The organism is Roseovarius sp. MMSF_3359 (assembly GCF_030733385.1).
GTDB lineage: Bacteria > Pseudomonadota > Alphaproteobacteria > Rhodobacterales > Rhodobacteraceae > Roseovarius.
The window spans coordinates 15,977-37,546 of sequence record NZ_JASHJC010000012.1 but is presented as its reverse complement, the minus strand read 5'-3'; the positions used below and the strand labels follow the sequence as shown (position 1 = coordinate 37,546).

Annotated in this window: 26 protein-coding genes; 9 read left to right on the top strand and 17 right to left on the bottom strand. The window is 61.4% G+C overall.

Annotated elements, in window-relative coordinates; all coding sequences use genetic code 11:
- Positions 1 to 28 precede the first annotated feature (28 nt).
- Both RBB29_RS16515 and RBB29_RS16510 read left to right on the top strand, forming a co-directional pair.
- Entirely contained in the window at positions 29 to 1,561 is a 1,533-nt protein-coding gene (locus RBB29_RS16515) for a diguanylate cyclase (protein WP_306115420.1), read from the top strand.
- Between the two features lie 195 nt (positions 1,562 to 1,756).
- A complete protein-coding gene (locus RBB29_RS16510; RefSeq protein WP_306115419.1) occupies positions 1,757 to 2,095 on the top strand; it encodes a hypothetical protein in 339 nt (112 codons plus the stop codon).
- 8 nt (positions 2,096 to 2,103) lie between these two features.
- Here the strand turns inward: RBB29_RS16510 and RBB29_RS16505 are convergent, their stop codons facing one another.
- The 3 genes from RBB29_RS16505 to RBB29_RS16495 form a co-directional block, all read right to left on the bottom strand.
- Positions 2,104 to 2,859, bottom strand: coding sequence for a hypothetical protein (locus RBB29_RS16505; RefSeq protein ID WP_306115418.1), 756 nt, complete (start codon positions 2,857 to 2,859; stop codon positions 2,104 to 2,106).
- 61 nt (positions 2,860 to 2,920) lie between these two features.
- Positions 2,921 to 3,328, bottom strand: coding sequence for a universal stress protein (locus RBB29_RS16500; protein WP_306115417.1), 408 nt, complete (start codon positions 3,326 to 3,328; stop codon positions 2,921 to 2,923).
- Positions 3,329 to 3,394: 66 nt separating this feature from the next.
- Positions 3,395 to 3,715 carry an antibiotic biosynthesis monooxygenase gene (locus RBB29_RS16495; protein WP_306115416.1) on the bottom strand — a complete coding sequence of 107 codons (321 nt, stop codon included), beginning with the start codon at positions 3,713 to 3,715 and terminating at the stop codon, positions 3,395 to 3,397.
- Between the two features lie 111 nt (positions 3,716 to 3,826).
- Between RBB29_RS16495 and RBB29_RS16490 the strand changes: the two genes are divergently transcribed.
- Positions 3,827 to 4,522, top strand: coding sequence for a hypothetical protein (locus RBB29_RS16490; protein ID WP_306115415.1), 696 nt, complete (start codon positions 3,827 to 3,829; stop codon positions 4,520 to 4,522).
- Here the strand turns inward: RBB29_RS16490 and RBB29_RS16485 are convergent, their stop codons facing one another.
- Both RBB29_RS16485 and RBB29_RS16480 read right to left on the bottom strand, forming a co-directional pair.
- On the bottom strand, positions 4,523 to 4,924 hold the full coding sequence (locus RBB29_RS16485) for a DUF4864 domain-containing protein (RefSeq protein ID WP_306115414.1): 402 nt from the start codon (positions 4,922 to 4,924) through the stop codon (positions 4,523 to 4,525).
- A gap of 56 nt (positions 4,925 to 4,980) precedes the next feature.
- Entirely contained in the window at positions 4,981 to 5,385 is a 405-nt protein-coding gene (locus RBB29_RS16480) for a c-type cytochrome (RefSeq protein WP_306115413.1), read from the bottom strand.
- A 141-nt stretch (positions 5,386 to 5,526) separates the two neighbouring features.
- On the opposite strand from RBB29_RS16480, the gene RBB29_RS16475 reads away from it, so the two are divergent.
- Together RBB29_RS16475 and RBB29_RS16470 are read left to right on the top strand one after the other, a co-directional pair.
- Complete coding sequence (locus RBB29_RS16475) at positions 5,527 to 5,970, top strand: DMT family transporter (protein ID WP_306115412.1); 444 nt, start codon at positions 5,527 to 5,529, stop codon at positions 5,968 to 5,970.
- Between the two features lie 80 nt (positions 5,971 to 6,050).
- Positions 6,051 to 6,362 (top strand): hypothetical protein, encoded by a 312-nt coding sequence (locus tag RBB29_RS16470; protein WP_306115411.1) that lies wholly within the window; start codon positions 6,051 to 6,053, stop codon positions 6,360 to 6,362.
- A gap of 21 nt (positions 6,363 to 6,383) precedes the next feature.
- Here RBB29_RS16470 and RBB29_RS16465 read toward each other — a convergent pair whose 3' ends face one another.
- The 5 genes from RBB29_RS16465 to proS form a co-directional block, all read right to left on the bottom strand.
- A complete protein-coding gene (locus RBB29_RS16465) occupies positions 6,384 to 7,364 on the bottom strand; it encodes an Ldh family oxidoreductase (protein ID WP_306115410.1) in 981 nt (326 codons plus the stop codon).
- 318 nt (positions 7,365 to 7,682) lie between these two features.
- Complete coding sequence (locus RBB29_RS16460; RefSeq protein ID WP_306115409.1) at positions 7,683 to 8,366, bottom strand: ABC transporter ATP-binding protein; 684 nt, start codon at positions 8,364 to 8,366, stop codon at positions 7,683 to 7,685.
- Positions 8,359 to 9,669, bottom strand: coding sequence for a lipoprotein-releasing ABC transporter permease subunit (locus RBB29_RS16455; protein WP_306115408.1), 1,311 nt, complete (start codon positions 9,667 to 9,669; stop codon positions 8,359 to 8,361). Before RBB29_RS16455 ends, RBB29_RS16460 begins: the two co-directional genes overlap by 8 nt.
- A gap of 102 nt (positions 9,670 to 9,771) precedes the next feature.
- The gene (locus tag RBB29_RS16450; protein ID WP_306115407.1) at positions 9,772 to 10,272 is read right to left on the bottom strand and encodes a DUF2937 family protein; all 501 of its coding nucleotides are present in this window, start codon (positions 10,270 to 10,272) and stop codon (positions 9,772 to 9,774) included.
- Between the two features lie 70 nt (positions 10,273 to 10,342).
- The gene (gene proS, locus RBB29_RS16445; RefSeq protein ID WP_306115406.1) at positions 10,343 to 11,695 is read right to left on the bottom strand and encodes a proline--tRNA ligase; all 1,353 of its coding nucleotides are present in this window, start codon (positions 11,693 to 11,695) and stop codon (positions 10,343 to 10,345) included.
- A gap of 148 nt (positions 11,696 to 11,843) precedes the next feature.
- Here proS and RBB29_RS16440 point away from each other — a divergent pair, with 148 nt between their 5' ends.
- The 4 genes from RBB29_RS16440 to RBB29_RS16425 are packed head-to-tail and all read left to right on the top strand — an operon-like array spanning position 11,844 to position 17,407.
- Entirely contained in the window at positions 11,844 to 12,911 is a 1,068-nt protein-coding gene (locus RBB29_RS16440; RefSeq protein ID WP_306115405.1) for an AI-2E family transporter, read from the top strand.
- Positions 12,911 to 13,585, top strand: a complete 675-nt coding sequence (locus RBB29_RS16435; RefSeq protein WP_306115404.1) for a DnaA ATPase domain-containing protein — start codon at positions 12,911 to 12,913, stop codon at positions 13,583 to 13,585. The genes RBB29_RS16440 and RBB29_RS16435 overlap by 1 nt, the downstream gene beginning before the upstream one ends.
- Positions 13,586 to 13,633: 48 nt before the next feature.
- On the top strand, positions 13,634 to 15,808 hold the full coding sequence (locus RBB29_RS16430) for an RNA degradosome polyphosphate kinase (RefSeq protein WP_306115403.1): 2,175 nt from the start codon (positions 13,634 to 13,636) through the stop codon (positions 15,806 to 15,808).
- Between the two features lie 51 nt (positions 15,809 to 15,859).
- Positions 15,860 to 17,407: a Ppx/GppA family phosphatase gene (locus RBB29_RS16425; RefSeq protein WP_306115402.1), complete on the top strand. Its 1,548-nt coding sequence runs from the start codon at positions 15,860 to 15,862 to the stop codon at positions 17,405 to 17,407.
- A 33-nt stretch (positions 17,408 to 17,440) separates the two neighbouring features.
- Here RBB29_RS16425 and RBB29_RS16420 read toward each other — a convergent pair whose 3' ends face one another.
- From RBB29_RS16420 to RBB29_RS16390, 7 genes are read right to left on the bottom strand one after another with little or no spacing between them, the layout of a single operon-like run.
- Positions 17,441 to 17,803 (bottom strand): hypothetical protein, encoded by a 363-nt coding sequence (locus tag RBB29_RS16420; protein ID WP_306115401.1) that lies wholly within the window; start codon positions 17,801 to 17,803, stop codon positions 17,441 to 17,443.
- Between the two features lie 36 nt (positions 17,804 to 17,839).
- A complete protein-coding gene (locus tag RBB29_RS16415) occupies positions 17,840 to 18,871 on the bottom strand; it encodes an endonuclease/exonuclease/phosphatase family protein (RefSeq protein ID WP_306115400.1) in 1,032 nt (343 codons plus the stop codon).
- Position 18,872: 1 nt separating this feature from the next.
- Entirely contained in the window at positions 18,873 to 19,550 is a 678-nt protein-coding gene (locus RBB29_RS16410) for a molecular chaperone DjiA (RefSeq protein ID WP_306115399.1), read from the bottom strand.
- A gap of 42 nt (positions 19,551 to 19,592) precedes the next feature.
- Positions 19,593 to 20,081 carry a GNAT family N-acetyltransferase gene (locus RBB29_RS16405; RefSeq protein ID WP_306115398.1) on the bottom strand — a complete coding sequence of 163 codons (489 nt, stop codon included), beginning with the start codon at positions 20,079 to 20,081 and terminating at the stop codon, positions 19,593 to 19,595.
- Complete coding sequence (locus RBB29_RS16400) at positions 20,078 to 20,689, bottom strand: VOC family protein (protein ID WP_306115521.1); 612 nt, start codon at positions 20,687 to 20,689, stop codon at positions 20,078 to 20,080. Before RBB29_RS16400 ends, RBB29_RS16405 begins: the two co-directional genes overlap by 4 nt.
- A 17-nt stretch (positions 20,690 to 20,706) precedes the next feature.
- Positions 20,707 to 21,213 carry an MAPEG family protein gene (locus RBB29_RS16395; protein ID WP_306115397.1) on the bottom strand — a complete coding sequence of 169 codons (507 nt, stop codon included), beginning with the start codon at positions 21,211 to 21,213 and terminating at the stop codon, positions 20,707 to 20,709.
- Entirely contained in the window at positions 21,210 to 21,569 is a 360-nt protein-coding gene (locus tag RBB29_RS16390) for a VOC family protein (protein WP_306115396.1), read from the bottom strand. Before RBB29_RS16390 ends, RBB29_RS16395 begins: the two co-directional genes overlap by 4 nt.
- Position 21,570: the final 1 nt, after the last annotated feature.

Sequence of the window (21,570 nt, the reverse complement as noted above, 5' to 3'; positions counted from 1 at the left end):
GACACCCGCCAAATCGGGTTCTGTAAACATGGAACCAAAAGGACCGCCAAATGGCGGTGGCGGCGACGTGCGCCCCATACGGACCGACACCCAGGACGCCATTGCCGAAGTGATCGATTCCATGGAACAGGGTGTTCTGGTCTGGTCCGAAGATGCCATATGCGAAATGCACAATCAGCGGGTCTTCGATGTACTGGAGCTGGGGCCGGATGATCTTCACCCCGGCATGCGGCGCCGTGATTTCCTGAGCATGGCAGTCGCACGGGGTGAATTCGATGCCGACACCGCCGCCAAGGCCGAAAAGCGGTTTGACCAACTGGCGCCCTTTTCCTTCGACCGGGTGATGCCCTCGGGCGCGGTCGTCGCAACCACTGCCCGCCCCAAGAAATCCGGCGGTTTCGTAGTCACCTTCACCGATGTTACCGAGGCGCGCCGCAAAGAGGTGGAGCTTGAGGCGCAGCGCAAGAAGTCGCAGGCGGCGGAGGTCAGGGCGAACGAGGCGCTCGCCCATGAACGGACCCGCAAGCAGGAAGCGCGCGGCCTGTCGCAACTGGACGAATGGTTGCAGAGCTGCAAGTCGCTGGATGAGCTATTGCTGATCGTGGGCAAGTTTCTCAGCCGGCTTTTCGAGAGCTCGGCGGGCGAACTCTATATCTACAGCAACTCGCGCGACGTACTGGATGGCGCCTGCTCCTGGGGGATCGAAACTCCGAAAGCCCATATCCAGCCGGATGAATGCTGGGGGCTGCGCCGGGGACGCCTCTATCAGTACGAAAAAGGCGAGGTGAACTTCAGTTGCAACCACGTCTCCGACAGCATCACCGATGATTTTGACGGGCGTTACCTCTGCATTCCGATCATCGCCCATGGGGATACGGTGGGCCTCCTGCACATCCGCTTTGCCGCGGAGGACCACGGCGGCGATGCGCCACCAATCCCCGCGGAACGGGTGGAATTTGCGATCCGTTGCTCCGAACGGATCAGCCTGGCCATCGCCAATGTCAAGCTGCGCGACGAGTTACGCGACCAATCAACCAAGGATCCTTTGACGGGCCTCTATAACCGGCGCTACTTCCTGGAACTGTGCCGTCGCGAACTCAGCCAATCCGAAAGACATGGGCAATCTATCGGCTTGATCTCGCTTGATGCCGATTACTTTAAGAAATTCAATGATACCCACGGCCACGATGCGGGCGACCTGGTCCTGCGGAGTATCTCGGATGTCATGATGGAAATGTTCAGCGGCCCGGAAACCGTGGCCCGGTTCGGAGGGGAAGAATTTTCGATCCTCCTGCCGGACACGACACCGGAAAACGCCCTGGAACGGGCCGAAGCCCTCCGCCAGAAGATCGAAAGCAATGTCCTTCGCTACGATGACCGTGCGCTGCCCAAGGTGACGATATCCGCCGGCGTCGCGTCATTCCCGGCCAATGGCACCTCGCCGCAGGAGCTTTTGCGCGAGGCGGACCGGGCGCTTTACCAGGCCAAGGATGGCGGTCGCAACCGCGTCGTCCTGGCCGAACCACCCGCAGGCCAGGCCACCGCAGGCAAAGGCGGATAAACCCGTTTCTCCGGCATTCTCGGCCAGAACGCCCCGGGTAAGGTTCTCCTGACTTGTGGCAAACCGGCCTTTGCCTCATCTTCGAAGCATTAACTATTTGTTTGTTTATTTGTACCCGCGCCTCGGGGCACGGCAGCCCCGGGGCGCATTTTTAGCGAGTATTTTATCTCCTCCCTCTGCATAAAGGGGAATTTCATGACTGCCCTCATTTTTGGATTTGCATTTTCATTGACCACCGCGCTCATCGTTATTCTGGGCGACTACCTCATCAAAGTGGCAGCGGATGGCGGGCAACCGGTGCACTCGACCCTGGTCATCACCGGCTGCCTTCTCTACGCGGCGTCGGCCGTGATGTGGTATTTTGCCTTGCTGCATGTCACTCTGGCACAGGCCGGGGTGGCCTATTCCATGCTCACCCTTCTGGCGCTTTGCATCATCGGTGTGCTCTATTTCGACGAACAGCTTTACTTCCGCGAATACGCGGGCATCGGCTGCGCCCTGGTGGCCATGATGCTGATGGTTCGGCTCGCCTGATCGCCCCCTCAGGTCGAGAGCGCGTGCGCCCGCAGCTTTTGATAAAACGGGCGGTGGTGCGACAGGAAGTCCGCAAGATGCGGCGCTGTCTTCACGCACTCGTCGAATTCCCTTTGCTTGCGGGCGGCCTCCCCGGCGTCGATTGGGCGGATGCCTGCGGAGGCGCTCACCGCACCATGCCAGTTGCCAACCTGTTTCCAGTCCTCGGGCACGTCCGCTTGCCATTCAAACGCCTCGCGCCGGAAGGGCAATCCGATCCGCTCCCACAGGGCCGACATGACACCGGTGGTATCCTCCTGAACCTCTTCCGCCTCGATCACGATCGGCGCGGCGCCGAGCTCCCGAAGTCCCTGAAAAAGCCTCCATTGCGCTTCGATCCCCACCTCTTCCTGCGTCACCCCTGCGTCGAGACGGTAGTAAGACAAGATCGAGGCGACCGGATTGCGAATGAGAAAAACATGCGTCAGCCGATCAACAAAGCCCGGATCATCCAGGATACGCGGCACGACGTAATAGGCCATGTCCTTGAAAAACACCGGCCCCTGGCGGGCCTTGGCCAGCAACATGTCGCGGATCGCCTCATAGGTGATCGGGTGGTCGTCCTGAACGTCGAAATGCGGCATCCGGGCGACCTTGCGGTGCACGTAGTAGTCATACATGAACGGCTCATGCGCGCACCAAAGGTCGCCACGCTCGCGCATGACCCGCTCCGTGGCGGTGGACATGGATCGCGGATGCGACCAGAGGGCAATCATCTTTTCCATGCCCAAGGGCTAGCACGGCGATCGTTTCCGGGACCAGCACATTTGCGCCGGTGTCGGACTCCTAACGCAGAACGTGCACCGCACATCCCGCATGGCGCACCACCTTGGCCGCGGTCGAGCCCAGCAACAGGTCCTGCATGCCGGGGCGGTGGCTGGCGATGACAATGCAATCGACATCATGTTCCTCGGCCCAGTCGAGCAAGGTCCGACCGGCATGACCGGACACGACCGCGGCCGTGGCGTTCGGGATATTGCTTGCCATCGCCTCAAGGTCGGCATGAAGGACTGCGTGTTTTTCCTGGACAAAGTTCGGCGGCAGATGTGAGGCGGCATAGCCGGGGATCTGCTCGATCACATGGATCAAGGTGATTGTCGCGCCTTCGGCGGCCAGGGTCCGCGCGATATCAATCGCGCCCTGCGCATCACGGTCCTGGTCAAAGGAAATCGGGACGAGAATGTTGTTGTACATCGGGAAAGCTCCAATTCTGGTTTTCCCGACCTTGGCACATCCTAACGGCCCGCACCTTGATGCAAATCAGTCAAAGGTCGCCGCCACATCGTACATCACCGGCTCGAAACTCTTGCACAATTCGTTGATCTCACGATTGCGCCGGCGCATCTCGTCGCTGCGCAGCATGGCCTGGAAATCCTCGCGCTGTTTCCATTGGGAATAGTTGGCGATCCGTGTCTGCGCATCGTTGACATGCAAGCCCGCAGCGACAAATCCGGGCTGCTTGGAGATAAAATCGGTATAGGCCGCGGTCAGCAGATCAAGCAGATCCTGACAGGTTCCGGGCGTCATTTCGAACGTGGTGATAACGGTCTGATGGCTGGTGGATTTGGCTATAACAGGCATGTTGCACCTCCTGGCTGGGTTCAGCCTAACAGGTTCGCCGCCACGGGCAAATTCTTAGCCGCCTTAACACTCGCTTTACTCTTTTTAAGGATGGTTAACGCGGAGGTAACCATGTTTCGCCTGGTCGTTCTATTGCTGGTCTTCGCCACGCACGCTCAGGCGGGTCCATGGCCGCGCGGCAAGGGCAACGTGTTCTTTTCGGCCCATGCCAATGCCGAATACATCGAAGAATTCGGCACGATCCGGCAATATGGATCGGTTTATGCCGAATACGGCCTGACCGATCGTATCACCCTCGGGATCGACTACAACGGCAGCGAGATTGCCACCGACAAGGTCATCGCATTTGCCCGTATCCCCGTCTTCAAACCTTACCGGAATTTCCTGTTTGCCGCCGAAATCGGTGCGGGCCAGGTGAATGGCGAGACGGTATTCAGGCCGGGGTTCTCCGTGGGCCGCGGCTTTACCTGGCGCGAGCGCAACGGTTGGATCACGCTCGACACCCGTGCCATCCTCGGCGCGAGCACCCTGGGTGATCGGATCGAGGCAGACTTCACTTTCGGGATCAGCGCCACGAAACGCACCAAGGTGATCCTGCAATTGCAAGGCGGGATGCAGTCCAAGGGCGACGACTATCTTAAATTCGCGCCATCGGTCGTGTTCGAGTTGAAGCAACGCAAACAACGGGGCAAACGCAAGAAACGAAATGCCCGCAAAGGCAAGCAGTTCATCGAGTTCGGGGTGACCACCGGGATCGCCAACTATGACAATCACGAAGCCAAGCTGGGTATTTGGCGGGAGTTCTGATCACGCCGTGCCATCAGGCGCCTTGCGCAGGCGGACCGCGTTGATCTTCCACACACCTCCAAGCTCGATCATCTGATACTCAAGGATATGCAACCCGCCCGCCTGATCTCGGATCATCACGTTCTGCCACAAAAGCCCATCTATCACCTCGACCGACAGGAAATTTGTCTCGGCCGGGCGCCAGACCATCGGATAGCCCTGCCGCACCATCGTCCCGAAATTCTCGGGCGTCTTGAATATCTGCCGGATCGTCGGGCTCGCATAGGTAAAGGCCGTGGTGAAATCATCTGCCTGGAAGGCCTCGATCTGGGACGAAATGACCGACCGTATGGCCGTCTCATCGGCCCGCGCAGGCGCACCGAGAAACAGCACCGCCATCAAAATCATAACCAAATGTCGCATCACGCACCTCCTGTGCAGGACGTAGCCCGGCAGAAGGTTGTTTCAAATTCAGCGCATCAATCGACCTGTCGCGAACGGATAAAGGCCACGAGGTCGGCCACCGGCGCGCTGGTCAGGATGGGTTGTCCCTCGTCGGTCTTGAGCGCCACATCCTCGCCCTCGAAATAGTCGCCATAGACCGGCATCGGGCTACCATGGGACACGAGCGGGTCGCGCCCATCAATCCGTTTCACAACGCGAAACAGGGGAAACACACCGTCATTGCCCGCGCTCAACCTTGTCAGGTCGACAGGCTGCACCGTGAGCACCGATCGCATTGGCCCATGGCCTGTTGCGTCAAGCCCGTGGCAGGTCGCGCAATACCTCAGATAGGTTTCCTCGCCCTGCGCCGCATCCTGCGCTGCTCCGGACGACGCCGCTAGGAAGGTCATCAATACCGCCGCCACACCACGCTTTTTCATCGCATCTCTCCTCAGTCCTGTTTGATCAGGCCTTTGTGGCCGGAAACCATTGAACACACGGACACGCCGGGCGACTTTGATCTGGATCACGGGCGTCCCGCATGGTTACCTGCGGACATCAAATCCGCCGGAGAAAACCCCATGCCCCCCTCGACAACCTACGCCCTCGTCATGCTCACCGCCGGTATCGGCATACCGGTTCTTGCGGCCCTGAACGCGGCCCTGGGCACACGGCTCGGATCGCCGGTCGCGGCGGCGGCGATCCTCTTTTGCGTCGCGTTGCTCAGCACCGGGTTTGTGCTTCTGCTGAACCAGCCGCGCGCGGTCCTTGGCGTGATTGCCGCGCCCAAACATCTACTTCTGGCCGGATGCCTGGTGGCGTTCTACGTGCTCACCATCACCTGGGCTGCACCGAAATTCGGTGTGGGCAACGCGGTTTTCTTCGTCCTTCTGGGACAGCTCATCAGCGCCGCGGCGATTGACCATTTCGGCCTGTTCGGCGCACAAATCTCTCCGTTGTCACTGACCCGCGCGGGAGGGATCGCCCTGATGGCCGCAGGTGTCTTTGTCACACAGCAGGTGTAAGCTCACGCCGCACTCGCCTTTAGTTGTTTTGAACGTGTGCGAACCCCGCCCCACCTCTCCTTCATCGAAAGGAGACAACCATGACACAAGCACATACTCATTCCCCCGCCCGCCGCGCCTTTGTTGGCCTCGTGGTCGCCGCCAGTATCGCTGGTCTTGCCTCGCAAGCCACCGCCCGCGGCGATGCCAGCCCGTCCGACACGGTGCCGCGCCATTACAGCCTCGAGAAATTCACGTCGCTTGACCGCAACGAGGTCTACCGTATCGACCACGCGGCGCGCCACGGCAGCCGTCAGATCACGATCGGCGACTTCTCCGCATCCGAAAGCCGCAAGATCCTGCGTGACGCGGTGGCTGACTGGCCGGCAACCCGGGCCACCCTGCTGCGCTGATGGTTGCAGGCGCTGGCCGGCTCATGCGTCGGCAAGCGCCTGCAATTGCGCCCAGACGTGATCCTCCAGCGGGACCGGATCCATATGGCGTTTGGTCTGTCCGGGCATCCGCGCGCCTTCGTCCAACGCCACTCCCGCCGCAACCTGTGCCAGCCGGTCGTTGAAATCCCCCGACGCGGACGGATCCATAATCAGGTAATATTGCCCCAGGTCATGCGGCGGCCCCTCGGGGGCCTTCAGCGGTTTCACATCGCGGCTCACCACGCCGCCGGTCATGCCCGCGGCAAGCAACTCGGCCATCAGGCCAAAACCCCAACCTTTGTAGCCCCCCATGCTGACCAGCGAGCCGCCCAGTGCCGCCTCCGGATCGGTCGTGGGGTTTCCGTCGGCATCCACGGCCCAGCCTTCGGGGATCTTCTCGCCCGCGGCCTTCGCCATGGTGATCTTGCCCAGGGCCACGGTGGTGGTCGACTGGTCAAACTGCATCGCGATCCCGCCCTTGCCGTCGGGCACGGAAAACGCGATTGGGTTGGTGCCAATCACGCGGGTCTTACCGCCCGGCGGCGCCACGATGGGCGAGGCATTGGTCATGCCAAGTGCGATGAAGCCTTCGGTGGCGATCTGCTCGGTGAAATACCCCAGCGAGGTGCAGGTGTGCGCGTGCCCTACCGCCAGGCTCGCCACCCCACATTCCCGCGCAGCGCTCAACGCTTCGGGGAGCGCGCGGGCAAAGGCGGGTTGGGCAAAACCGAATTTCGCATCGACCATCACAGTACCGGGGCGCGGGCGGGTCACCTGCGGTTCGGCATTGCCCTTCACGCGGCCTGACGTCAATTGCGTGCAATAGCTTTCGAGGTAGTAAAGGCCGCAGATCTTGTTACCCACGGCCTCCGCCTTGCGCACCGCATCGGCAACCGACGCGGCAACCCAAGGCATTGCGCCATGGCGCTCCAGCGCGGTCTTGGTCAGGCTCTCGATTTCATCCAGGGAAATATGCGGCATGCGTCCTCCATTTGTCCGGCATGACTTAGGGGTATGCGACGACCCGGGTCAATCCTTTCCCGAGCCATTGTCGGAAACAACCCGCCAGTTGGTGGTTCTGTGGACGAAGCGGCTCTTCGATCTTCATTGAAACAGAGGACATCACCCGACCGCGGGTGGGCGCCGCTGAGGTTGTTCATCGTGCTTTATGGTGACGCATACCTCCCACAATCGTTCGGAGTAAAACGGTGATGAAGCGCCCGCCCATGGGGCGGTCGGGCGCTGCCCGGCGTTGCTACGCACCTCGATTCCGGGCGGGGGCGACGTCCGCAGAGGGCCTTAGCCCGCCACCAGCGCCCCGTTTTCCATCCGCAGCACCCGGTCCATCCGCGCCGCAAGATCGAGGTTATGCGTCGCAATGAGCGCCGCCAGCCCGGTATCGCGCACCAGGTCCATCAGCGCCTCGAACACCTGATCCGACGTGCCGGGATCGAGGTTGCCCGTGGGCTCATCCGCCAGAAGCAGACGTGGCCCATTGGCCAACGCGCGGCAGAAGGCAACGCGCTGCTGCTCTCCCCCGGACATGGCCGACGGTCGATGCCCCGCGCGCTCTGCCACGCCCACCCGCGAGAGCAGGTCATAGGCGCGGGTTTCGGCCTCGGCCCGCGCCACGCCATTGGCAAGCTGCGGCAATACGATGTTTTCCAGCGCCGTAAACTCCGGCAGCAGGTGGTGGAACTGATAGACGAACCCGATATCTCGGCGGCGTGCGATGGTGCGGCGGCGATCACTCAGCCGGGTCATGTCAGTGCCCCCGATCTGCACCGTGCCACCATCGGCCGTGTCGAGCAGCCCCGCGATGTGCAAAAGCGTCGATTTCCCGGCCCCCGACGGGGCCACCAGCGCCACCATCTCACCGCTGGCGACCTGTAAATCGGCGCCGTTCAGCACTTGCACCGCGTTGGTCTTGCCCCGGTTATAGGTCTTTTCGACGCCCTGAAGGCGCAACATCACCTCACTCATAACGCAGCGCCTCAACCGGGTTCATCCGCGCCGCCCGCCGTGCCGGAAAGATCGTCACGATGAAAGACAGGCTGAGCGACAGCGCCACCGCAGAAAGCACATCACCGAGGTTCAACTGCGCTGGCAAGTGGTAGATCCCTCGGATCGACGGATCCCAGGCCTGCCCACCCGACATCAGGTTCACGAGCGAAAAGATCGGGTCGATATAGATCGCGAAAAGACAGCCCAGGATGACACCGAAAACCGTGCCGATGATGCCGGTGAACGCGCCGCAGATGAAAAACACCCTGAGAACCGACCCCTCGGTCAGGCCCATCGTGCGCAGTATGCCAATATCGCGCCCTTTGTTCTTGACCAGCATGATAAGCCCGCTGGTGATGTTCATCGCTGCGATCAGCACAAGGATCGACAGGATGATGAACATCACGTTGTCCTCGATATCCAACGCCCTGAGGAACCCGCCACTGGCATCGCGCCAGGTCCATATCTGGGTGAGAGACCCCGCCGCACCGATCAAGTCGGTCGTCATGTCGTCGATGGCCTCCGGGCGCTCGACCATCACCTCCAGCTCATCGGCGCGCTCTTCGCGATTGAAGAAACTCTGCGCCTCGGCGAAGGGCATATAGATGCGCGTGCGGTCGATGTCATACCGACCAGCCGAGAAAATGTAGGCCACGTCGTAGACCTTGACGCGGGGCGATGTCCCAAACGCGGTGCGAACGCCGTTGGGGGAGATGATCTTGACCTTATCGCCAACTGTCACGCCCAACTCCTGCGCCACGCCCGAACCGACGGCGATCGTTGCGAGGTCCGTGCCATCAATCAGGCCAAAATCCTCGATACTGCCGATGCCCGTCGCTGGGTTGTTGATCCGCGGGATGGTCTTGAGGTTCTCAAGCGTGATGCCATAAATCTGCACGCCCGCATTGCGGTCCCGCGAATTGGCCATCACCTGACCTTTGACAAGCGGCGCCACACGGGTCACCCCGGGTACGGCGCGAACGCGTTCGGCCATGGCGTCATAATCGTGCAGCGTCCGGTCGATATGGCCCGTCTCTTCGTTGACTGTTCCGGCGTTGTAAATCGTCACATGGGCGTTGGCGCCAAGGATCGTGTCGACGAACTCGGCGCGGAAACCCGAGCGCACCGCCAAGGTCGCGATCAGGGCGAAAACCGCCAGCGTGATCCCGATCAGGCTGATCCATGTCATCACCGACACACCGCCCTCGGCACGCTTGGCACGCAGATAGCGCCAGGCGATCATCCACTCGAAGGGGGCAAAGGGGGGGGGGCTGGCTGCCACGAAGAATACCTCAACTCGTCATTTTGCGCGGACACTGCGCGGGCCGCGCGGCAAGGTCAAGGTCAACCCGGGGGAAATCACTCACCCAAGGCGCCGAACATGTCACGCGACCGCGCGCTTGCGCCAGAACAGCCCGCGCAGCACCGCGCGCAGCGTCCCGAAAACCAACAAGCCCGCCAGGAACCCGACCAACCCCATCGAGATGCCCGTGATGGTTACCGGGACAGCAGGCTTGAAGTCATCCCACGCCTTCCGGGCCAGTTCCGGGTCGGTCATTCGCCAGATCTGAACCGCCTGACCAACCGGAGCTTTGGGACGCAATACCTTAAGATCGTTTGATAATCTGTCGTACCTCACAAACACGCGCTGCATCGACTGCGCTCTTGCCTCGGCCATACCGCCCGCTCTTTCCATATCGTTCAACGCTTCCTGTCGGCTGAGGCCCAAGGCCGAAGCGTCGGTATCAAACCGCTGCACGACGCGCGAAAGCTCATCCACCGCACCTGCAAGACGCTGCGTATATTGTTGGGAATACTCTGGAAATTGCGAAAACGCCACGGCACCCGCAATCCCGCCGACCAAAGTCACGGCTCTTAAGAACATCTGCTACCTGCCTCTTTTTTTTGAGGCAGTATAGCGGATTTTGCGGTTTTCGGAAATCCCCCGGGCGGTGTCACACGCCGGTAACGCGATGACCCGCATAGATCTTGGCGATCTTTTCGACAGCCTGCTCGGGTGGCAGTTCTTCGCTTTCACCCGTCCGGCGGCTCGTCAGTTCGACCACACCGTTCTTGAGACCCCGCGGCCCGACCGTGATCCGCCAGGGCAAACCGATGAGGTCCATCGTGGCAAACTTGCCACCTGCCCGTTCATCCCGGTCATCGTAAAGCGGTTCCAAACCAAGAGCTTGCAAGGCATTATAAAGGCTCTCGCAGGCCGCATCCGCTTCGGCATCGCCCTGCTTCAGGTTGACGATCCCCGCATGGTACGGCGTGACGCCTTCGGGCCAGATGATGCCCTTGTCGTCATGGCTCGCCTCGATGATTGCACCAACCAGGCGGCTCACGCCAATCCCGTGGCTGCCCATATGGACCGGCACCGGTTTGCCATCGGGGCCCTGCACGGTGGCGCCCATCGGTTCGGAATACTTGGTGCCGAAATAGAAGATCTGTCCAACCTCGATCCCGCGGGCCGAGCGGCGGCGTTCCTCCGGAATCTCATTGTAAAGCGCCTCGTCATGGGTTTCATCTGTCCGCGCATAACGAGACGTGAATTCCTCAAGTATTTCAGCGCATTGAGATACGCTGTTGTAGTCAATATCACGATCCCCGAAGGTCAGATCGGTCACGGCGCTGTCATAGAAGACCTCCGATTCACCCGTCTCGGCCAGCACCAGGAATTCATGGGTGTAGTCACCGCCAATCGGCCCGCCATCGGCACGCATCGGGATCGCCTGCAGCCCCATGCGCTCATAGGTCCGCAGGTAGCTCACCAGATGGCGGTTATAGGCATGCAAGGCATCTTCCTTGGTCAGGTCGAAGTTATAGCCATCCTTCATGAAGAACTCGCGCCCCCGCATCACCCCGAACCGCGGACGGACCTCATCGCGAAACTTCCATTGGATGTGATAAAGCGTCAGCGGCAGATCCTTGTAGCTGCCCACATGGCTGCGGAAAATGTCAGTGATGAGCTCCTCGTTGGTGGGACCATAGAGCATGTCGCGCCCGTGCCGGTCCTTGATCCGCAGCATCTCTTCGCCGTAATCATCATACCGCCCGCTTTCGCGCCAAAGATCCGCCGATTGCAGCGTCGGCATCAACATCGGCACATGACCTGCGCGTATCTGCTCTTCATGCACGATATTTTCCAGCTTTCTCAGCACCTTGAACCCCATCGGCAACCACGAGTAAATCCCGGCAGTCGCCTGCTTGATCATGCCCGCGCGTAGCATCAGGCGGTGACTGACGATCTGGGCCTCGGCGGGGTTTTCCTTGAGAACGGGCAGGAAATAACGGGAAAGGCGCATGGGGTGACCTCGGTTCATATGCTGTTTCGTCCCGTTTATGGCTTTGAGGGTAGGCATACAAGCCATCACCGGGGGCTTTTCGCCGGACCGCTCTTGAAAGCGCCGCGCCATTGGGCGATGTGTAGAAAATCAACAACCCGAGGCGCGCATGGCTCTGCCGGTCAACACACAACTGAAATACTGGGGGATCGCCTCGGCCTTTTTCCTGATCGCGCTCTGGTTTCTCGGTGACGTGATCCTGCCATTCGTGCTGGGCGGCGCGGTTGCGTACTTCCTCGACCCGGTGGCGGATCGGCTGGAAAGGATGGGATGTTCGCGGGCGCTGGCCGTGGTGATCATAACGCTCGTAGCCCTTTTGATATTCGTGGTGATGGCCCTCTTGGTCGTTCCCACGCTGGTCGAACAGGCCGTTGCACTCTTTAACGTGGCCCCGCAACTGGCACAGGATCTGCAGGCATTCCTGACCACCAGGTTCCCCGAATTGCTTGACGCGGATTCGACCGTTCACAAGACCTTGCTGTCGGTGGGTGAAACCATCCGCGAACGGGGTGGGCAACTTCTGGAGTCGGTGCTGACGTCGGCGGCGTCCATCATCAACGTGGTCATGCTTTTCGTCATCGTGCCGGTGGTTGCCTTCTACCTGCTCTACGACTGGGACAATATGGTCGCCAAGGTCGACGAGTTGCTGCCGCGCGACCATGCTCCGACAATCCGGCAACTGGCGCGGGATGTCGACAAAACACTGGCCAGTTTCATCCGCGGCATGGGTACCGTCTGCCTGATCCTCGGCACCTATTACGCCATTGCGCTGATGCTGGTGGGTCTGCAATTCGGGCTCGTGGTAGGCGCTTTGGCCGGGCTCGTGACCTTCATTCCCTATGTCGGGGCGCTTCTGGGCGGGGCGCTGGCCATCGGTCTTGCGCTCTTTCAATTCTGGGGTGACTGGATCTCGATCGGGCTTGTTGCTGGTGTCTTCGTGCTGGGCCAGGTGATCGAAGGCAATGTCCTGACCCCGAAACTCGTCGGCAGTTCCGTGGGTCTGCATCCGGTCTGGCTGATCTTCGCGCTGTCGGTTTTCGGCACGCTCTTCGGCTTCGTGGGGATGCTTGTTGCCGTGCCGCTCGCCGCCGCCATCGGCGTTTTGGCGCGATTTGCCATCGGGCAGTACAAGGACAGCCGCCTTTACCGTGGACTGGACGATCAGGACACCGCCTGATGGCCCGGCAACTTCGCCTCGATCTGCCCGCGCGACAGGCGCTTGGGCGCGAAGACTTCTTTGTCTCGCCCGCCAATGCCGCCGCGGTCGCCATGATCGAAAGCTGGCAGAGCTGGCCCGCGCGCAAGCTCCTGCTCTCCGGCGCGTCGGGGGCGGGCAAAACCCATCTGGTGCATGTCTGGGCCGGTCTCGCAGGGGCAGAGATCATCGCCGCGGCGGATCTGCCGAATGCCGACATCCCGGCCCTTGCCGGACATAACATCGCTGTCGAAGACGCACATCGGATCGCGGGCGACCGGACAGCGGAAGAGGCGCTTTTCCATCTGCACAATCTGACCCTTGCCGAGGGGCATTCGCTGCTTGTCACCGCGGACCGTCCGCCCAATCTCTGGGAGCTGGTGCTGCCGGATCTGGCCAGCCGGATGCAGGGGACCGCACTGGTCGCGCTGGAGGCGCCGGATGACGACCTGCTGGCGGCCGTGCTGATGAAACTCTTTGACGATCGGCAGCTTTCCCCGGCGCCCGACACGATCCCTTATCTTGTGCCGCGCATGGCCCGATCCTTCGAGGCGGCCCACCAGGTTGTGACCGCGCTCGACGATGCGGCCCTTGAAACCGGCCGCGCGATCAACCGCACATTGGCGCGCCAGGTGCTGGACAAGTTGGCCAAGTAGCGGCAAGATCGTCACCTTCCTGTTACATCCCCCGGTCAGAAGGCCCTCATGTCAAACGCTGATTTCCTGAAATCCCCCCTGCCCGAGCCGGTCGAGCTGCCTGATATGGATGTCAAAGGCCCCGCGCGGTTCTATAACCGAGAGCTGAGTTGGCTGGGGTTCAACTGGCGTGTGCTGGAAGAGGCGCAGAACCCGCGCGTTCCCCTGCTAGAACGGCTGCGGTTCCTGTCGATTTCCGCCAATAACCTCGATGAGTTCTACAACGTCCGCGTGGCTGGCCTGCGCGAATTGGCGCGCGCCGGCAACACGACACCTGCCGCCGACGGGCTGACCCCCGCCGAACAATTGGTGCTTATCAACGAGGACGCGCGCAAACTGCTGCAGGCGCAGCAATCGACCTATGTCGCCCTGCGCGGTGAGATGGAAGCCGAAAACATCGCCATCCTCGACAGCGCCGCCGTGGCCGACGAAGAACGCGACATGCTGGCGGATGTCTTCCTCAACAATGTCTTTCCGGTTCTCTCGCCCCTGGCCATCGACCCGGCGCACCCGTTTCCGTTCATCCCGAACCTGGGCTATTCGCTGGCGCTGCAACTGGAGCGCAAGAAGGACAAGCGCCCGCTACAGGCGCTGCTGCCAATCCCGGCGCAGATCGACCGATTTGTCACCCTGCCCTCGCCCGATGGCAGCCATCGCGCACTGCCGCTCGAAGAACTGCTGCTGCTGCATCTCGACAGCCTCTTTCCGGGGTACAAATACAAGGGCCATTGTTCGTTCCGCGTGCTGCGCGACAGCGATCTGGAGGTCGAGGACGAGGCCGAAGATCTGGTGCGCGAATTCGAGGTGGCCCTGAAACGCCGCCGCCGGGGCGAGGTCGTGCGGATGAAGATATCTGCCGGTGCCCCCGAGGGGCTGCGCAAGGTCATCATGGAAGAGCTGCACGTCAATCCCGACGAGGTCGTTGAAGTCGAAGGCATGATCGGACTGGCCGCCTTGAGCGAGCTGGTCCTCGACAGCCGTCCTGACCTGCTCTGGCCTTCCTTCACGCCGCGGGTGCCCGAACGGGTGCAGGATCATGACGGCGATATGTTCGCCGCGATCCGGCAGAAGGACATGCTGCTGCATCATCCATACGAGACTTTCGACATGGTGGTGCGTTTTCTCAACCAGGCGGCGCGCGATCCGGACGTGGTGGCGATCAAGCAAACACTTTACCGGACCTCGAAACTCTCTCCCATCGTCGAGGCGCTTTGCGAGGCCGCCGAGGATGGTAAATCCGTCACCGCGCTCGTGGAACTCAAGGCGCGCTTCGACGAGGCCGCCAACATTCGCCAATCCCGGCGGCTGGAACGTGCGGGCGCGCATGTGGTCTATGGTTTCCTCGACCTCAAGACCCACGCCAAGATCAGCACCGTCGTGCGCCGCGAAGGTGACAACCTCGTGACCTATACCCATTACGGCACCGGCAATTACCACCCGATTACGGCCAAGATTTACACCGATCTGAGCTTCTTCACCTGTGACGCGAAGCTGGGGCGCGACGCGACCAAGGTGTTCAACTACCTGTCGGGCTATGCGCAGCCCGACACGCTGGAAAACCTGGCGATTTCGCCGCTGACGCTGAAACAAAGCCTTTTGGACATGATTGCCGCCGAATCCGCCCATGCAAAAGCCGGAAAACCGGCCGAGATCTGGGCCAAGATGAATTCGCTGATTGATCCCTATGTGATCGACGCGCTTTACGCGGCGAGCCAGGCGGGCGTGAAGATCAATCTGGTCATCCGCGGCATCTGCGGGTTGCGCCCCGGGATCAAGGGCCTGTCGGAAAACATCCGGGTCAAATCCATTGTCGGGCGGTTCCTGGAACACTCGCGCATCGTCTGTTTCGGCAACGGTCACGGGTTGCCGCACAAGAAAGCGCGGGTCTTCATCAGCTCCGCCGACTGGATGGGCCGGAACCTCAACCGGCGGGTCGAAACCCTGATTGAGATCGAGAACCCCACCGTCAAGGCCCAGATCACCAGCCAGGTGATGGCCGCCAACATGGCCGATGTGGCGCAAAGCTGGGTCATGGCGCCCGATGGCAGTTTCTCGCGCACGCCAACACCGGAAGGCGAGTTCGCGTTCAATTGTCACAGGTTCTTCATGGAGAACCCTTCTTTGTCGGGGCGCGGCTCTGCTGGCGCATCGGACGTCCCGAAACTGACCCATACCGAAGATTGACCGATCTGCGTGGCTGTCGCATAGAGGAAACGACCATTTGCGGGGAACATGATGGACGGCAGCAACGACAGCAGCCAGGGCGACGGCGGCCCGTTCGGCAGGCCGCTTTTTGACAAACCCTCTGCGCGGGCGCTGAGCCGGGTCGGCGTTGTCGACATCGGATCGAACTCGGTCCGCCTGGTCGTGTTTGACGGTGCCGCACGCAGCCCTGCCTATTTCTTCAACGAAAAGATCATGTGCGCCCTGGGCGCGGGCATGTCGGAAACCGGGCGTCTCAATCCCGAGGGCCGTGAACGGGCGTTGGCCGCATTGGCGCGGTTCCAGCGTCTTGGCGACAGCATGGGGACCGGGCCGCTCACCATGGTGGCAACCGCCGCCGTGCGCGAAGCCGAAGACGGGCCGGATTTCTGTGACGAGGTCAAAAAGGCCACCGGCGGCAATGTCTGGGTCATCAACGGCAAGCAGGAAGCCCGCTTCTCGGCGCAAGGTGTCCTGCTCGGCTGGCCCGGCTCCTACGGGCTGGTCTGTGATATCGGCGGCTCGTCCATGGAACTGGCCGAGATCAATGGCGGGCATGTGGGCAAATGCGTCACCTCATCGCTCGGGCCGCTGAAACTGCGCGACATCAAGGGCGGCAAACGCGCCCGAAAGCAGCATATCGAGGAAACGCTTGCCGCGATGCATGCCGAGATGGGGCCACAGAACAACCGGCTTTTCCTCGTTGGCGGCTCGTGGCGGGCGATTGCCAAGATCGACATGGAACGGCGTGGCTATCCGCTCCACGTGCTGCACGAATACCGCATGTCCGCGAAATCCGTCCGCGAAACCGCGCGCTACCTCGAGATCACGAACCTTGAAGAGTTGCGTCAACGCGCCGGCGTCTCGCCCGCGCGGATGGCCCTTGTGCCTCATGCCGCAGAAGTGCTGCGTGAAATCGTCAAGACGTTCAAGCCGCGCGACATCGCAATTTCAAGCTACGGCATCCGCGAAGGGCTGCTTTATGAACAAATGCCCCAGCAATTGCGCGACCGTGATCCGCTGATCGAGGCTTGCCGTTTTGCCGAGGCCAAAGATGCCCGTGTGCGGGGCTTTGGCAAGGTGGTCTATAACTTCATCCTGCCGCTCTTCAAAACCGCCCGGCCCGAACAGTTGCGGCTTATCAAGGCGGCGAGCCTTCTGCATGACGTAAGCTGGCGCGCGCATCCCGATTACCGGCCCGAAGTGTGCTTTGATAACGCCACGCGCGCCAATCTTGGCGGGTTGAAGCATTCCGAGCGGGTTTTCCTGGGCCTCGCGTTGCTGCACCGCTATTCCAACAAGCGCGAAGGTACGCGGTTTGAAAACCTCTATGCGCTGATCTCCCCGGAAGAGCAGCACCAGGCCGAGATTCTGGGCAAGGCCATGCGGTTCGCGGCGATGCTCTGGCTCAGTGAAGAAGCCGAACTGGGCAAGTTGAAGTGGCATCCGCGCAAGAGATTGCTGGAGCTTAAACTGTCTCCGGAAAGTGCGCCCCTCTTCGGGGAAGTGGCACAAGCGCGATTTGCCTCGCTTGCGGCGTCACTGAACGCAGAGACGCTGATCACGACCTCCCAAAGCTGACCAGCGGCGGCAGGTCAGACCACCCGAAACTGCTCAGAGCTCAATCTCACCCTGTGGCGCTTCGGTCTGTTCCTGTGGGGTTTTGCGGCGCAGGATGATATCGCCATTGGGCAGTATCTCGGGCGGATGATAGACGGTCCAGTCATCCACCTTGTCGAGCAGATCGGCCAATGCCGGCCCCATCTCGTCCACGAAACTCCGCAGGGCGGGCTGCATCTCTTCGGCCATGCCGCGCAGATCGTCCAGTGCCGGTTCCATCTCTTCGATGATGCCGCGGAAAAAGAGCTTGGCGCCCTCTTCCATCAGCGAAAAGCCATCCTCGCCTTCCGCTTCCTGCGCCGCAAGCGGCAGGGACATCGCAGAGGCCAGGACAAAAGGCAGGGCGATCTGTTTCATGCCACCGATATAGGGTGCCGATTTGCGATTTGAAGATCAGATATCGAGATCAATCGTGACCGGAAAATGATCCGACGCCGTGACGAGCGCATTGCGCAACTCCGGCATGTTCCAGCAATTCGGGTCATCGAAGGGGTGCCAGATACGCCACTGCGGCGCCTTCACCCGCAGCCCCGGCGAAACCATGATATAGTCCAATAACGCCTGAATGTAGCGTTTTTCAGACGAGAGATAAAACCGCGACGTGGTGTTCATCGCCCCGATCCGGCGTTGCAGGGCGCGGCGCGCATGGGGGTCGAAAAGGCTCATCTCCGGGGCTGCCCCCTCGCCCATCAGGATCTCGACCGAAGAATGGCCAAAAAGGTTTTCGTACTCATCGAGGCCGGGCCCGTCATTCATGTCCCCCAACACGATCAGGTGCTCACCGTCGCGCAGGTGCATCTCGATCCGCTGCCTGAGCCACACCGCCTGCGCCTGCTGCTTGCGGCGATTGGCGATCGCCTTGCGCATGATCTCGTCCCGGCTGCGCGCGCCATGAGGGGCCTTGGATTTCAGATGCGCCCCGATCAGGCGCAGATCCGTCCCTGCCGCCGTCGTCACCGCCAGCTCGAAGGGCGGCTTGGAAAAACTCACGAGGTCTTCGGTGTTGTCGATATCAAGGTCGATGCGGAACACGCCGTCAAACCGTGGCGCATCGCGCGACCCTTTCTTGCCGGTCTCTTCGCCCTGGGGATCATGCCGGGCGGAGAGCGCATCCGGGTCATACATCAGGGCGATTTCCTGCTGTGTGTCGTTTTCGAACCCCACAAGCGCCTTGCGCGTCCGGAGCCCCATGGTGCGGGCAAAGTTCTCAAGCGCCGGGACGGTCGCGCGCCTGCCGTTATGGTCCGGCGCTTCGATCACCATCACCGCATCGGCATCCAGTGCCGTAAAGACGATGCCGAGCGCGGCCAGTTGATCCGACCGCGTCACGTCATGGCGGCGCGACCATTCCCCGTCATCCAACAGGTTGCCTTCTTCGTCGAAGAGGGCGTTGAACCATTCCACGTTATAGGTGGCGATCCGCATGTCAGGCCCTTTCGCTGATCTCCTCCCAGGCGCGATTGATATCAACCAGCCGCTTTTCCGCCAGTTTGATCGCCTCCTCGGGTACGCCCCGCGCCATCATCTTGTCGGGGTGGGTTTCGCGCACCATGCGCCGCCAGACCTTGCGAATCTCCTCCAGCGGCGTGTCAGGGGTCACACCCAGCACCATGTAGGGGTCAGGCGTAGCATCCGGTACGAAACGGCTTCGGATGCTTTTGAATTCCGGTGCCGGGATCTCGAAAATCTCCGCAACACGTTCCAAAAACAGATCCTCGTTCGGATGATAAACGCCATCGGCCATCGCGATATGGAATAGCCCCTCCATCAGGTCGAAAAGCGCGTCCGCCTCAGCCCCGAACATGCCCCGGATGCGGGTGGCATATTCCTCGAACCCTGCCACGTCCTGCCGCGCCAGGTTGAAGACCCGCGCCGCATCGGCCTCGTCCGCCTGGGCGATCTGGAAAACCTCGCGGAAAGCCGTCACCTCGTCGCGGGTCACGAGACCGTCGGCCTTGGCCATCTTCGCGCTCAGAGCGATCACTGCGATGGTAAAGGCCACGCTGCGCTCCGGCGGGGTGCGCAGGCGGTCGAATACCGCGCTCAGCCCCTCGCCGCTTGCCAGCGCCGCAAGCGCCTCGGATATGCGTGACCAGATCGACATGGGTCGCACCCTATAGGCATCCGCGCGGGATGTCAGGCAGGGTTAGAGAAGTTTCTGCATCAGCACCAGGTCCATCCAGCGGTCAAACTTGTACCCTGCCTCGGGCACCGTCCCAACAATGTCATATCCCAGTTTTTGATGGAAGGTGACCGCCCGGGGGTTTTCATGGCTGATACCCGCAATCATCGAATGAATTCCGCCACTTCGCGCCCGTTCTTCCAGCAACGTCATCAAGGCCTGCGCCGCTCCTTTGCCCCACACATCCGGCGCCACGATGACCGTATGTTCCACCGTGAACGCATATCCCGGACCCGCCCGGAACGGACGATAGGACGCATGACCCAGCACCGCATCACCCTCGCAAGCCACCAGAAAGGGATACCCCGCGTCGCGCGCCCCTGCGATCTCGGCAACAAGACCCGGCGCGTCCTTTTCGACCGTTGTGAAGGTGATGGCGGTGTCGCGAATCTGCGGGTTCCAATAGGCGGCAATCGCCGCGGCATCGGCGGCCACGGCGTCGCGGACGATCATTCCAGCACCCGCGGACCAGCGGGCGTGGCAAATTCCGCGTTAAAACCGCATGGGCCTTGTTCGAATGCGATCCGGTCATCGGCAAGCTCTGCCGAGATTTCGGATTGCAGATCCGCGGCGCGAGGGTGGCGGATCATCAACCGCGTCAGCCGGCATCCCGATGCGGTCAGTCGCTGCGCCGGATGCGCCGTCCCGGACCACTCGATGAGCGGCGGGAACATGCCGTCATAGGGCAGGATACCGGTATCGGGCACAGCCATCTGCCACCGCAGATCGCCCCGTTCCAGCGCAACAGGACGGCCCGCGCCGGGATAACTTGCCACCGCCGCAGTCAGGTTATTTGCCCTGCAAATCCAGTTCGTTATCCGTGGTGTCCCCGCAAACCGATCAAGGTCGAACCAACGCGGATATGGGGGTTTGGGCGCTGTCGGGTCGATCGCGATGACCTCGAGGTAGAGCCCGTCCTCCAACCCCAGAAGAACATTATGCGTGCCGAAATGCGGATGCTGCCCACCTGGTTGCAGCCGCACGCCCAATGCCGCTTCCGCATAGGCGCGACCCTCCTCCAGCGTTTCGGCAGAAATGGCCAGGTGATCCAGCTCCAGCATATCGCCCCCTCCTTCGGTCATTGACCGTATTCAACAAGGCTCCAGACTGTCCAGAGGCTCACCAATATCGTCGGATAGAAACTTGCCGCGAAACCGAACGCCCGGAGCGGCGGCGCAACATGATAGCCAATCCAGAAGAAAATTCGGGCCAGGGCGAAATTGACGCCGAGCGCCACGATCACCCCAGGCCCCTTGTCGGCCAGGATCACCGCCGCGGCGGGCCAGATACAGAGGCCCAGGACAAGTTGTTCCACCGTGTTCTTCAGAACCCGCTGGTCGATATCGGCCCCACTGCCCGGGATGAAGGGTTGCCCATCAATCAGATCGTTGTCGAAGAACCGCCGTTGCGCCAGCCGCGCGACCATCAGCAACGTGACGATCCCCGGCGCCAGGAAAGCGGTCATGATGGTCGGGATGAGCGTGAAGATCGGCAGCGTGACATATGTCCCGGCGATCCAAAGCACCGCGACCGACCACACCAGCCCCCCGATCATGCCTGCAAGTATCAATGGCCGTCTGGTCATGGCGCCGGTGGCTCCCAAAGCTCAATCGGATTGCCTTCGGGGTCGGTGATGCGGGCAAATCGCCCGGTTTCCGGCGTGTCCCACTCCTCCGGCCGGGTTTCGACCGCGATGCCCGCCTGCGACAGCCGGGAGATCAGATCGTCCAATCCCTCGACCCGCAGGTTCAGCATCCATTGCCTGTCTTCCGGCCAGTAATCGGTCCTGGCCTCGAAAGGTGCAAAGACAGCCACCCCCACCTCCTGCGGCCACGGGCCAAAGCTCGTCACGCCTAGATGTGTGGCGTACCATTCGGCCAGGGCCGCCGGGTCGCGGGACCGGAAGAAAACACCGCCGATGCCCGTGACCCGACCCGGCATA